This is a genomic window from Marinimicrobium sp., from assembly GCF_002695945.1.
Taxonomy (GTDB): Bacteria; Pseudomonadota; Gammaproteobacteria; order Pseudomonadales; family Cellvibrionaceae; genus Marinimicrobium; species Marinimicrobium koreense.
The window spans coordinates 1-12,408 of record NZ_NZQP01000066.1; the positions used below are offsets into that span (position 1 = coordinate 1).

The following is a 12,408-nucleotide window of genomic DNA, read 5'->3' on the forward strand; positions in this document are numbered from 1 at the left end:
ACCAGCAGTAGGTGAAGCATCAACCAGATAATCCGATGAGATGCCGGTCTGTCTCACTCTCATGCAAAGGTAAGATCAACCATTTAATCCGCTTACCCCAATATCCATGTGGGCGCCCTGTTCGAAACCTATGAAGACGCCACCACCGATGAAGATGGTGCCTTCGTCTCCGTTCTGTGGGAGGCCACCGATGTCTGGTCTTTCAAAGCGCAGGCCGGTAGCTCCGACATTGAGGAAAGTGGCGGTGAGTCCATCAGCCTGGGTGCGGACTACAAACTGACCGACAAGACCAAGCTGTACGGTTACTACACCAATGAGACCAGTGACTTGCTCGTTAATGGCGCCGGCCGTGACGATCAGTATCTGGGCGTGGGCATGAGCCTGTCGTTCTGATCATTTTGTATGACCAGGCCCCGGCGCTCCCGCGCGCTGGGGCTAACACTTTTTTACAGATCAATGTTAGCATCTACCGTTACACTGACGTCTTGGAGGCGTTGACCGCTGCCGTATAAGGAACATGCATCCGGCCCTCCCGCACGACACCACATCCCAGCCTTCGATGCGTTCGAAGCAGCCGACAGAGGTAGCTTGTAGTGATAGACCCCCGCCGTGTGGCCCTGAGATGGATCAAGGTTCCCGCCGTGCTTTTGTTGTTCAGCCTTTCCGGGCTGGCCCTGGCCAATGACGAGTTTGAAGACCCTTGGGAGGACTTCAACCGCCGTATTCACGCCTTTAACATGACCGCCGACCGCTTTGTGCTCAAGCCGGTCACCCGTGGCTATCGTTTCATTACCCCGAAATTTGTCCAGGCCGGGGTCCGCAATGTCTTCAATAATGTGCTGGAAGTGCCCAGCGCGCTCAACGGTGTGCTTCAGGGCAAACCCGGATCCGCATTTCACGACTCGGGCCGCTTTCTGATCAACAGCACCGTGGGTGTGGGCGGGCTGTTTGACGTGGCCAAGCACGTGGGGCTGGAAAATGGTGACCATGAGGACTTCGGGCAGACCCTGGCGGTCTGGGGGTTTGACCGGGGGCCTTACCTGGTGTTGCCGATTCTGGGGTCAAGCACCGTTCGCGATACCCTGGCCCTGCCGGTCGACTGGCTATCCGACCCGCTGTTTTATGTGGATCACACGCGCACCCGGAACAGCACAGTCGCACTGTATTACATCAATAAGCGCTCGGAGCTGATGGAGCTCGAGAAGCACCTCACCGGTGACCATTACATTTTCATTCGCGATGCCTATCTGCAGCGTCGTGACTTCCTGGTCAACGACGGCGAAGTCGAGGATGACTTTGGCTCGGATATGGATATGTCCGAATACGGTGATTTTGACGAAGAGGGCGGCGACCCCTTCTAAAGAAAGGTCGTCATCCGGTGTCGGCCGTCCGGGGTGGGTCAGTGGAGGATTTCCAGAATTTCCAATCCGACCCGGTGTACCTTGCCGTCGGTCTCCGTCCGGACCACATGGGTTTTGGCCTTCAGGGTAGGGGCCTGGCCGTGCTCGGAGGAAATGGTCACTTCCAGCTCGGTACCGGGCTCCAGATAGTGTTCGGTGGCCAGTTGCATGCCGCCACCGCTCAGTTCATGGCAGAGCCCCTCTGCCGCTACCCCCTCGCCACTGATCTGCGCCCTGAGTGGGGTATCGATTTTCATGCGGATGAAATCCCGCTTCTCCTGATGCGCTCTGTCGACGGTCATCTCTGGCCCTCCGGATGGGTTTGACGTCTGTGGGAGAACCGCTCGGCGGCCGGTTTCCCCGCTTAAACTTAGTCTATAAAACGCCGTTTGAACAGCTTGCGCCGACCCGGAGAAGGGAGTAGTGTATTGCGCCTTATGCAACCCATGACTTTTCCGGCACCCGGACCGACAACGAGATGACCGACGCGAGCAGAAAACTGCTGATCATCGACGACGACGCGCCGGTCCGCCAGAGTATCGTGGCCTATCTCGAAGACAGCGGGTTTGAGGTGCTGGAGGCGACCGATGGCCCTTCCGGGCTGGCGGTGTTTCGCGAGCACAAGCCGGAACTGGTCATTACCGACCTCAGAATGCCCGGCCTGGACGGTCTTCAGGTGCTCCAGGCTCTGCACGAAGACGCGCCGGATCTGCCGGTAATCGTGGTCTCCGGGGCTGGAGTGATGGGCGATGTGGTCTCCGCCCTGCGGCTCGGTGCCAGCGACTATCTGATCAAACCCATTGTCGACATGGAAATGCTGGTGCACTCGGTGCGCCGGGCGTTGGAGCGGTGCGACCTGCTGGTCCAGAATCAACGCTACCGGGACAAGCTGGAGTTCGCCAACCGGGGCCTGCGGGAGAACCTTCGGGTGCTCGAACGCGACCAACAGGCGGGGCGCCAGGTTCAGCAGCGGTTGTTGCCGGTTCCCCTGGATACCCCGGAGGGCTATCACGTCGCCCACCACATAGCGCCATCGCTGTACCTCAGCGGGGACTTTGTGGACTATGCCTACCTAAAACATCGGTATCTGGCGTTTTATCTGGCCGATGTGTCCGGCCACGGCGCCTCCTCGGCATTTGTGACCATCTGGCTGAAACACCTGGTCAGCCGTATGGTGCGCGAAGAGGGCTTGTTCTGCGATGCCCAGTCGTTTGAGGATGGTGCGAACACCATGTTGCAGCAGATCAACCGCGAACTGAACGAAACCCGGCTGAACCACCATTTGACCTTTTTTGTCGGAGTCATTGATACTCAGACACGGGAAATGCGTTATGTTGTAGCGGGCCACCTGCCGATGCCCATTCTGATCACCCCGGAAGGGGCCGGGTTTCTGACCGGAAACGGCAAGCCAGTGGGTATCTTTGCCCATCCGGACTGGGAAATTTACCAGACACAGCTGCCTGAGCAGTTCTCTCTGGTGTGTTTTTCGGATGGAGTGCTGGAAGTATTGCCGCCGAAAGTGCTCAAAGACAAGGAGGACAGGTTGCTGGAGATCGTGCGAGATCACGGCGACAGCCTGGAATCTGTGTGTTCGGCGCTGGGTATTGAGGATGTCAGTGAAACGCCTGACGACATCGCGATTATGACGGTTATCAAGAGGTAATTACGCATGCGTCCCGGTCAGATTTTGGTTGCGGATCACGCAGGAGTCTACGTCATCAAAATGGTGGGTGACGTGAGGCTGACGCTGTGCATCTCGTTCGACCAGTTTATTGATACCATGTTCAGCCGGGACGATTTCTGTGATGTGATGTTCGATCTGTCCGAGGCCGAAGCCATCGACAGCACCACCTTGGGTCTGATGGCCAAAATTGCCCTGCAGGGGCGCGAGGAAAAAGGCATTACGCCGGTCATCTTCTCCAATAATGACAGTATCAACCGGCTGCTGCAGACTATGGGATTCCAGGAAATCTTCACCATCGTGAGTGACCTGGAAGCACCGGTGCAGCCTGAGCAGCCCCTGGCGATGGATGCCACCGAGGAGCAGCAGGTAAAGGAAAAGGTGATTGAAGCCCACAAGATATTGATGGGGCTGAACCAGGACAATCGCGAAACCTTCCGGAATCTGGTAAAAATGCTCGAAGAGCGCTGACTGCCGCGCGAGGTTATCGCCTCCCGGGCAGCAGAAAATCAACCGAGTCCGGTCCCGGCACCCTTGGCAACGCATGCAGATACCCGGCTATAAAATCATCGACACCCTGGGCGAAGGCGGTATGGCCCGGGTGTACCTGGCGATCCAGGAAAGTTTCGAGCGCGAAGTGGCGCTCAAGGTTCTGGACCCCCACCTCTCACGCGACCCGACCTTCGGCGAGCGGTTCCTGCACGAAGCCCGTATTGTCAGCCGTCTGGTTCACCCGAATATCGTCACGGTCTACGATGTCGGTGTGCATCGGGGCAACCACTTTCTGTCCATGGAGTACGTTCCCGGCCGGGACCTGAAGCACCGGCGCTTTGAACTGAGCCTCTACGAGTGCATCGGCGTGATCAAGGACGTCGCCCGGGCGCTGGATTATGCGGGTCGCAAGGGCTGTGTGCACCGGGACGTAAAACCCGACAACATCATGCTGCACGCNGAGGACGGGCGCGCGGTGTTGATGGATTTCGGTATTGCCCGCATNGTGGATCAGACCTCCGCCATGACCCAGACCGGAACCACGGTGGGCACGCCGCACTATATGAGCNCCGANCACGCCCGGGGCGCGGCNGTGGACAGTCGTTCCGANCTGTACAGTCTCGGGGTGGTTCTCTTCCTCCTGTTGACCGGACACCTTCCCTACGACTCGGACTCCGCNGTCGCCATTGGCGTGATGCACATTTCTGACAGCATNCCGCGCTTGCCGGAGCATCTNTCGGCGTTTCAGCCCCTGATCGACCGGGTTCTGGCCAAGGCGCCGGAGGATCGCTTCCAGACAGGGGATGAGCTGGTGGAGGCACTGGNGGCCTTCGANCGGGACACGCTGGACGCCCTCGAACGGGCGGGAGAGCGCTCGCTGCTGCACGAAGCCGACGGTGAATCGCCCACNCTGGTTNAGCCTCAGGCGGTCATGACCGAGTCCTCGAGTGGCGGCGAAGAGGGNNCTGATGCGNNCCTGGGCGTTTCCGGTGATTACCTGGCNGTTCACGATGANGACCGTATNGACCGGGAGAGCANNGCGGTCGAACCCCGCCANGGGGTGTGGGGCTGGNTCCTCCTGTTTGGGCTGCTGGTCGGTATCGGGGGCTACGTCTGGCAGGAGCCTNTGCGCGCCGAGTGGGAGCGCCNTGTGGCGCCACTGCTGCCAGAGGGAGAANCNCCCGGCNCNGTGGCTGANGAACCGGAATCGGTGTCCGGGGCGGCGGGTGACTCCGACNCAGGTCAGGCGGAGGCTCAGGCTGANGATAGGTCATCGCCAGAGCTTGACGTCGCTGANGGTCAGCAGGAGACCGTTCCGATTGATCCGGGGCTGNCGNTAGCGGAGGANNTGACCNNNGAGCGTTCANCGCNCGAGGCGCCTGAAGANNCTGANGTNCCNGANGAGNANNCNGCGTCCGGGACGGACAGCGACGAGCCNCCGTCGGATCCGGTCGCGGTGAATCCNTCNCNATCCGATGAGCCNGTAGNGNAGCCGAGTCGGGATGANCGAATNGCGGCGGTGAGCGANNCGGNGGNGACATTGGCCGGGCAGGGCGANTTGGCNGCCGCNCTGCTGGAAATCGATCGGGCNATGACCGAATTNCCGGACAGTGAGAAGCTGGCTCTGCAGAGAGAGCGACTGGAGGCACAACAGTCCCGCCTTCAGGAGGCGGAAGCCGAGCGCCGGGCCCAAGCGGCTCGTGAGGNGCNGNTACANGAGTGGATCAGCNCGATCGAAACCCGGCTGGCCAATGACGACCTTGAGGGTGCGGGNNAGCANCTGCGCGANGCGCGCAACGAATTNGCCAACAGCAGCGNTCTGCTCGCGCTGGAGGCCGAGTGGAGNGAGCGTCNGGACCTCGCCCAACAGCCGACCATTGAGCNGGCAAAAGTCAGNTCTGAGCCCATGGACAACCTGCAGGGAGANCAGCAGGGNACNCTGGCGCCAGCCCGGGTGCTNTATGCGGGNTTCGCCTACCGGAATTTCGGTGAGACAAGCTCGGTCATACAGGCTATTCTGTATGACGGCTCCCGCCAACTNCAGATTGCACTGGTGCCCGTGATCGTCCAGGGGGATGAGGGAGCCCGATTTTTTCGACTTGAGCGCCCGGTGACCGGTTTTGTCGAGGGCGGCTANCATCTGGACCTGGTCTCNGANGGAGAGGCNCTGTCCAGCGTGTCATTTCAGATCGGCGGCTGATCNGGGGAANCCATCCNANCGCGGCCGTAACGACCCAAAAGAGAGAACAGCATGAANTCAGCGGTGATCGCCAGACGANTCTCGCCTTTGATCCTGACNCTGAGCCTGACGGCGTGCCTCACCCAGCCCAATGTGAAGGCGCTGCGGGATGAAAATAACCANTTGCAGAGNCANTTGGATCAGGCCAGCGATGAGATCACCGANATGCGGGTNCGCGAAGAGCAACTGCGTGCNGAGCTGGAGGAGCGCAACCGGGTGATCGATGTGNTGTCCACGGAAAAGAGCTCGCGCGCCCAGGAGTCNTCCCAGCTTCGTGGCCTGGTCCGGGACTTTGTGCAGTCNCAGATCGACAGTTANCGGGATTTTCTGTTGCAGTCCGACCTGCTCGACTACGTTGGCGGGGANNTGGTCAGTCGNGCTCACCGGGGGGAGGANTCCCGCACCCTGGTTGATCTGGCCAACCCGATTCCCCGGTCAGGCACCCTGACGGGGGTGGCGGGCTACTTTGAGTCGCCGGGCCANCTGGTGGTGAAAGTACTGCGCCCGGTGGATGACANTCTGGTTGTGGTCTGGGAGAGTCTGCCGGTCGAGGCGGAGCAGTCCGGGGTGGTCCGTCTGAGTTTCCCGGTGAGCGTCGGTGTGGATGAAGGCGATATNATCGCCTATCAGTTCGACGGCGTNGTGCCGGTGAGCTTTGATCGGGGGACTGGCGATACCCGCTTTCAGCGCGAAGGGCTCACGCTGGGCAGCCTCGTGGAGCCCGAAGAGCTGGCCGGCGCTGACGAGCGCCGGGCCTACTCCATCGGTGTTCTGGGGTTGTTGAACTGACCGATCAGCCGTCGCTGTCCATTTTGGACTGCAGGTAATTCTGGATGCCCACCTTGTCGATCAGCGACAGTTGGGTTTCCAGCCAGTCCACATGCTCTTCTTCCGAGGTCAGGATGTTCTTCAGAAGGTCTCGGCTACCATAATCCTGTACCGACTCGCAGTAGGCGATCCCGGCACGCAGGTCGGGAATGGCCTTCAGTTCGAGCTTCAGGTCGGATGCCAGCATTTCCTGGGTGTTTTCACCGATCAGCAGCTTGCCCAGATCCTGCAGGTTCGGCAGCCCCTCCAGAAACAGAATCCGCTCAATCAGCATGTCGGCATGCTTCATTTCGTCGATGGACTCTTCGTATTCGTGATCGGCCAGCTCTTTCAGCCCCCAGTCCTTGTACATGCGAGCGTGAAGAAAGTACTGGTTGATGGCTACCAGTTCATTGCCGAGGCAGGTGTTGAGAATTTCGATGACTTTAGCGTCGCCTTTCATAGCCGTCTCCGTCGATAGGTGGGCGAATGGGGTATTCAACCTTCGAGTCTGGGCTGAGACGGTGACGCTGTCAAGTAATGACTAACCCCTAAGTGCTTGATGTGCAAGGGGAAAGTGAATCTGAATAAGACTGATTTTCAGTGCGCTTGAAGGGTCCGGAGTTACGCCACCGCGTAGTGCAGCGGTTGGGCTTCGACGTATTCGGCCTGGGGCAGGGTTTCGTCGATCAGCTCGCGGGTCAGGCAGGTGCACTTGCCGCACTGGGAGGCGACGCCCAACGCTTTGCGCAGCTTGCCCACGGTGGTGGCACCTGCGTAGATTGCATCTTTGATCTGATGGTCGGTAATGCCTTTGCAGACGCAGACATACATAGCCAAATACCCCGGAGCACGATTGACGAACAGTTGCATGTTAATGCTAATGAGAATTTGTGTCAATAATGCGTGAGAATAATTAACATTTGTGTTGCTATCTGTGAGGCTCGGGTGATAGTCAGATTTTATATAGTTCAGGCCTTTCACGGTCATTTATAAAATCAATAGAACACAAACCTTTCGGTCTGTATGATGTCGGCCTGCGATCTCATGCGAATCAGCGGTGACCACAACCCGAGCTGGTGGCCGCTAAATCATTGTTTTGTCGAGTATTTGTGATCTGGCATCTCACCTCGAGCCAATGCCGGAGCCACAGATACGGGCTTTTTTCACCCTTAATGTCAACTTAATCAGGAGATTAAATATGGGCGTATTAGTTGGTAAACCCGCACCGGATTTCACAGCCGCCGCCGTTCTGGGTAACGGAGAAATTGTTGACGAGTTCAACCTGGCTTCTGCCATCAAGGGCAAGAAAGCGGTCGTTTTCTTCTACCCGCTGGACTTCACCTTCGTGTGCCCGTCCGAGCTGATTGCCTTTGACCACCGCGTCGAAGAGTTTCAGAAGCGCAACGTGGAAGTGATCGGTGTCTCCATTGACTCCCAGTTCACCCACAACGCCTGGCGCAACACTCCGGTGGATCAGGGTGGTATCGGCCCGGTCAAGTACACCCTGGCCGCCGACGTGAAGCACGAAATCTGCAAGGCCTACGACGTTGAATCCGAAGGCGGTGTGGCCTTCCGTGGCTCCTTCCTGATCGATGAAGACGGCGTGGTTCGTCACCAGGTAGTGAACGATCTGCCCCTCGGTCGCAACGTCGACGAGATGCTGCGCATGGTCGACGCGCTGGCGTTCCACCAGGAGCACGGCGAAGTATGCCCGGCAGGCTGGAACCAGGGCGACAAGGGTATGGACGCCTCTCCGGAAGGTGTGGCCAAGTACCTGGGCGAGAACAGCGGCAAGCTGTAAGCGTCGCTCGGCGATCCCGAAAAACCCGGCTCTGAGAGCCGGGTTTTTTTTGCCCGAAATTCACGTAAACCCTTGTGGTTCCTGACTTTGCGGGCGGTTGGGCGGAGCGGTGAACTTGCTTTGAGCTCTAAAGGTTTGTAAACTATGCAATTCTTTTCAGGCGGATTTGCTGCCCGGTGCAGTGGATCTCGTCCGCTGGCGAGGTCGTTTTTTGCCCGGATGAAGCCATTCACCCAGTGATGATAATGAGGATTATTCGATGAGAATTTTTGAAGAGATGGAGTCTGAGGTTCGTGGTTATGTACGTTCCTTCCCCGTCGTTTTTGACAAGGCCGAAGGGTCGGAACTGTTCGACGAAAACGGCAATCGCTTCATCGACTTCTTCGCCGGCGCCGGTACCCTGAACTACGGGCACAACAACCCGAAAATCACCGAAGCGCTGATCGAGTATCTGCAGCACAAGGGCATCGTGCACGGTCTGGACAAGGCGACCATGGCCAAGCGCGAGTTCATGACCAAGTTCCGCGACACCATCCTGGCGCCCCGCGGTCTGCAGTACAAAATGCAGTTCACCGGCCCCACCGGCACCAATGCCGTGGAAACCGCGCTGAAGCTGGCCCGTATGATCAAGCGTCGCTCCAACGTGATTGCCTTCACCAACGGCTACCATGGCCTGACCATGGGTGCGCTGGGCGTCACCGGTAACTACTTCTATAAAGACGAATCCTACGGTTCGCGCGCCAACACGGCCTTTATGCCGTTCGATGGCTTCCTGGGCGAGGGCGTGGATTCCATCGAATACATGCGCAAGTTCCTGTCCGACCCCAGCAGCGGTGTTGACCTGCCGGCGGCGGTGATTGTGGAAACCGTACAGGGCGAAGGTGGCATCAATGTCGCCAGCGTCGAATGGCTCAAGCGTCTGGAAGAGCTGTGTCGCGAATTCGATATCCTGCTGATCATCGACGATATTCAGGTGGGTAATGGTCGTACCGGTACCTTCTTCAGCTTTGAGCGTGCCGGAATTCACCCGGACATGGTCACCCTGTCCAAGTCCATCGGTGGTGGTTTGCCCATGGCTCTGCTGCTGATGCGTCCGGAGCTGGACCAGTGGTCGCCCGGTGAGCACACCGGCACCTTCCGCGGTAACAACCTGGCCTTTGTGGCCTCTACCCAGGCGCTGAGCTACTGGGACAACGACGACATGGGCAAAGTGGTCGAGTACAAGGGCAATATCATCGAGGAAGAGCTGAAGAAGATGGCAGCGGATTTCCCCGAGCTCGAGCCGCAGGTTCGCGGTGTCGGTATGGTCTGGGGTCTGGAGCTGGCCGCCGGTATGGCCAATGAAGCCTCCCAGGAAGCTTTCACCCGCGGTCTGGTGATGGAAACCGCCGGCGCCGATGACCAGGTGCTGAAGTTCCTGCCGTCGCTGTTGATTGAAGAAGACATTCTGCGCGAAGGCCTGCAGATTGTGCGCGACTCCCTGACCGCTCTGGTCGAGAAGCAGCGCAAAATGATCACCGGCGAAGAGAGCTAAATTTCGTCCGAGATCACGGCCCGCGCGGGTTTTCCCGCGGGCCGACTCCCTTCCTGAACCCTTTCTGCAGAATCCCACCCCAGGGTCTAAAATAGTGCTTGCCAAGTGGCGAAAACGTGTATTAAATCGCCGCCCGCGATCCCCGGCGCGCCTTGCCGGATGACGCTATTTTCGACGCCCAGGGGGTGCCATGACCGATTCGCACATTCAGCTGCAGGACTACTACAGCCCGGAAACCTTTGCTCGCCTGAAAAGTTTTGCGGATACCAAAGACACGCCGTTTGTCGTGATCGACACCGCGACCATTGATGCGGCCTATCAGGAACTGGAAGACAACTTTCCCTACGCCAATATCTACTATGCGGTGAAAGCCAATCCGGCACCGGCCATCCTCAATCTGTTGACCGAGCGTGGCGCAAACTTCGACATCGCTTCCATCTACGAGCTGGACAAGGTCCTGGGCTTTGGTGTCGGACCGGAGAGGATCAGTTACGGCAACACCATCAAGAAAAGCCGGGATATTCGCTACTTTTACGAGAAAGGTGTACGCCTGTTTGCCACGGATTCCGAGGCGGACCTGCGCAATATTGCCCGGGCGGCCCCGGGTGCCCGCATATACGTACGCATTCTGACCGAGGGTACCCTGACCGCCGACTGGCCCCTGTCGCGCAAGTTCGGCTGTGAAATCGACATGGCCATGGACCTGTTGATTCTCGCCCGTGATCTCGGGCTGGAGCCCTATGGTGTGTCCTTCCACGTGGGTTCCCAGCAGCGCGAGATCAGCAGTTGGGATGCCGCGCTGGGCAAGGTGAAAGTGATCTTCGAGCGCCTGAAAGAGGAAGATGGCATTGAGCTGAAGATGATCAACATGGGCGGCGGCTTCCCGGCCAATTACATGACCCGCACCAATGATCTGCAGACCTACGCTCAGGAAATCACCCGTTTTCTGGAGGAGGACTTTGGCAAGGACTTCCCGGAGATCATCATCGAGCCGGGCCGGTCGCTGATTGCCAACGCCGGTATTCTGGTCAGTGAGGTGGTGCTGATTTCCCGCAAGTCACGCACAGCGCTGCACCGCTGGGTGTTCACCGATGTGGGCAAGTTCAGCGGCCTGATCGAAACGCTGGATGAGGCGATCAAGTTTCCGATTTATGTGGAGAAGAAGGGCGAGCTGGAAGATGCGGTGATCGCCGGCCCGACCTGCGACAGCGCGGATATCATGTACGAGCACCACAAGTACCCGCTGCCGCTGAACCTGGCCATCGGCGACCGCCTCTACTGGCTCTCCACCGGCGCGTACACGACCTCCTACAGCGCCGTAGAATTCAACGGCTTCCCGCCCCTGAAAGAATACTGCATCTAGGCTATCTCACTCGCTACCGCCCCTATGCTCTGCGTAGGGCGCGGTAAGCGCAGCGCACCCGCCGTCTGTGCGCTTGATGCTGGGGCGGTTTTCTCGATAGGGGATCAATGCTAAATTGACGCGCTGACAAAACAGCTTGGGAAACGTTATGGCGGACGCGCAAAAGAAAATCGATCTTGAACCCAGTTGGTTGAGCCACCTGGAACCCGAATTTCAGCAGCCCTACATGCAACAACTCAAGCAGTTCCTGCGCGGCGAAAAACAACAGGGCAAAGTCATCTATCCGCCCTCCAGACACATCTTCAACGCCTTCAATAGCACGCCCCTTGAGCAGGTCAAAGTCGTCATTCTCGGGCAGGACCCCTACCACGGCCCCAACCAGGCCCACGGCCTCTGCTTCTCCGTGCAACCCGGCATCGCGCCACCGCCGTCGCTTAAAAACATCTTCAAAGAACTCGAACGCGATCTCGGCTGCCCCGCACCCAACCACGGCTGCCTGCAACACTGGGCCGAGCAGGGCGTACTGCTGCTCAACGCCACCCTGACCGTCGAGCAGGGCAGGGCAGGTTCGCACCAGCGCCAGGGCTGGGAAGCGTTCACCGACCGGGCGATTGACCTGGTCAACCGGGAGCGCGAGGGCGTGGTATTTCTATTGTGGGGCAGCTACGCTCAGAAAAAAGCGGCCTTTGTGGATCGCAATAAACACCTGGTTCTTAAGTCGGTCCACCCTTCACCGTTGTCCGCTCACCGAGGCTTTATTGGTTGCGGGCATTTTTCGCAGGCGAATCGGTATTTGGTGGAGCGGGGTGAGGCAGAAATAGATTGGTGTTTGCCGCAGGTTTGATGCCTTTTGTCCCTTGGTCTTGAGCTATGAGGTCTCGAGGTTGAGTTACATCGCGTGTATTTACGGCGGGTGCGCTGCGCTTACCGCGCCCTACGCGGACTTGGCAGGAAATTGTCGGATTACGGCTAAGGCCTAATCCGACCTACTGATTACCAGTTGTGGCACAGAGTCGGATGCGGGGAAGGCTGACTGCAGACTCTCGGAGGCAGGGAGCCGACGAGAAGCCCCCAGGGATGGGTTCACG

Annotated in this window: 11 protein-coding genes and 1 pseudogene; 9 read left to right on the forward strand and 3 right to left on the reverse strand. The window is 58.5% G+C overall.

Annotated features, from left to right (window positions below; translation table 11 throughout):
- Nucleotides 1-108 precede the first annotated feature (108 nt).
- Nucleotides 109-393 (forward strand): hypothetical protein, encoded by a 285-nt coding sequence (locus CMG77_RS14980; protein WP_286805189.1) that lies wholly within the window; start codon nucleotides 109-111, stop codon nucleotides 391-393.
- A 248-nt stretch (nucleotides 394-641) separates the two neighbouring features.
- Nucleotides 642-1,361, forward strand: a complete 720-nt coding sequence (locus CMG77_RS14985; RefSeq protein WP_286876179.1) for an MlaA family lipoprotein — start codon at nucleotides 642-644, stop codon at nucleotides 1,359-1,361.
- Between the two features lie 38 nt (nucleotides 1,362-1,399).
- Here the strand turns inward: CMG77_RS14985 and CMG77_RS14990 are convergent, their stop codons facing one another.
- The gene (locus CMG77_RS14990) at nucleotides 1,400-1,702 is read right to left on the reverse strand and encodes a PilZ domain-containing protein (RefSeq protein ID WP_024459665.1); all 303 of its coding nucleotides are present in this window, start codon (nucleotides 1,700-1,702) and stop codon (nucleotides 1,400-1,402) included.
- Between the two features lie 176 nt (nucleotides 1,703-1,878).
- Here CMG77_RS14990 and CMG77_RS14995 point away from each other — a divergent pair, with 176 nt between their 5' ends.
- From CMG77_RS14995 to CMG77_RS15005, 3 genes and pseudogenes are all read left to right on the forward strand, one after another.
- Nucleotides 1,879-3,063 (forward strand): SpoIIE family protein phosphatase, encoded by a 1,185-nt coding sequence (locus CMG77_RS14995; protein ID WP_024459666.1) that lies wholly within the window; start codon nucleotides 1,879-1,881, stop codon nucleotides 3,061-3,063.
- 6 nt (nucleotides 3,064-3,069) lie between these two features.
- Nucleotides 3,070-3,552 carry an STAS domain-containing protein gene (locus CMG77_RS15000; protein ID WP_024459667.1) on the forward strand — a complete coding sequence of 161 codons (483 nt, stop codon included), beginning with the start codon at nucleotides 3,070-3,072 and terminating at the stop codon, nucleotides 3,550-3,552.
- A gap of 73 nt (nucleotides 3,553-3,625) precedes the next feature.
- Nucleotides 3,626-5,773, forward strand: a pseudogene (locus tag CMG77_RS15005) (serine/threonine-protein kinase).
- Between the two features lie 832 nt (nucleotides 5,774-6,605).
- Here the strand turns inward: CMG77_RS15005 and bfr are convergent.
- Both bfr and CMG77_RS15015 read right to left on the reverse strand, forming a co-directional pair.
- A complete protein-coding gene (bfr, locus tag CMG77_RS15010) occupies nucleotides 6,606-7,082 on the reverse strand; it encodes a bacterioferritin (RefSeq protein ID WP_024459670.1) in 477 nt (158 codons plus the stop codon).
- 161 nt (nucleotides 7,083-7,243) lie between these two features.
- Entirely contained in the window at nucleotides 7,244-7,492 is a 249-nt protein-coding gene (locus tag CMG77_RS15015) for a bacterioferritin-associated ferredoxin (protein WP_414673682.1), read from the reverse strand.
- 328 nt (nucleotides 7,493-7,820) lie between these two features.
- On the opposite strand from CMG77_RS15015, the gene CMG77_RS15020 reads away from it, so the two are divergent.
- From CMG77_RS15020 to ung, 4 genes are all read left to right on the forward strand, one after another.
- Complete coding sequence (locus CMG77_RS15020; RefSeq protein WP_024459672.1) at nucleotides 7,821-8,423, forward strand: peroxiredoxin; 603 nt, start codon at nucleotides 7,821-7,823, stop codon at nucleotides 8,421-8,423.
- A gap of 259 nt (nucleotides 8,424-8,682) precedes the next feature.
- Nucleotides 8,683-9,957 carry a diaminobutyrate--2-oxoglutarate transaminase gene (gene ectB / locus CMG77_RS15025; RefSeq protein ID WP_024459673.1) on the forward strand — a complete coding sequence of 425 codons (1,275 nt, stop codon included), beginning with the start codon at nucleotides 8,683-8,685 and terminating at the stop codon, nucleotides 9,955-9,957.
- Nucleotides 9,958-10,147: 190 nt separating this feature from the next.
- Nucleotides 10,148-11,320 carry a type III PLP-dependent enzyme gene (locus tag CMG77_RS15030; RefSeq protein ID WP_286805180.1) on the forward strand — a complete coding sequence of 391 codons (1,173 nt, stop codon included), beginning with the start codon at nucleotides 10,148-10,150 and terminating at the stop codon, nucleotides 11,318-11,320.
- A gap of 148 nt (nucleotides 11,321-11,468) precedes the next feature.
- Complete coding sequence (gene ung / locus CMG77_RS15035; protein WP_286805178.1) at nucleotides 11,469-12,164, forward strand: uracil-DNA glycosylase; 696 nt, start codon at nucleotides 11,469-11,471, stop codon at nucleotides 12,162-12,164.
- The last annotated feature ends 244 nt before the right edge of the window (nucleotides 12,165-12,408 follow it).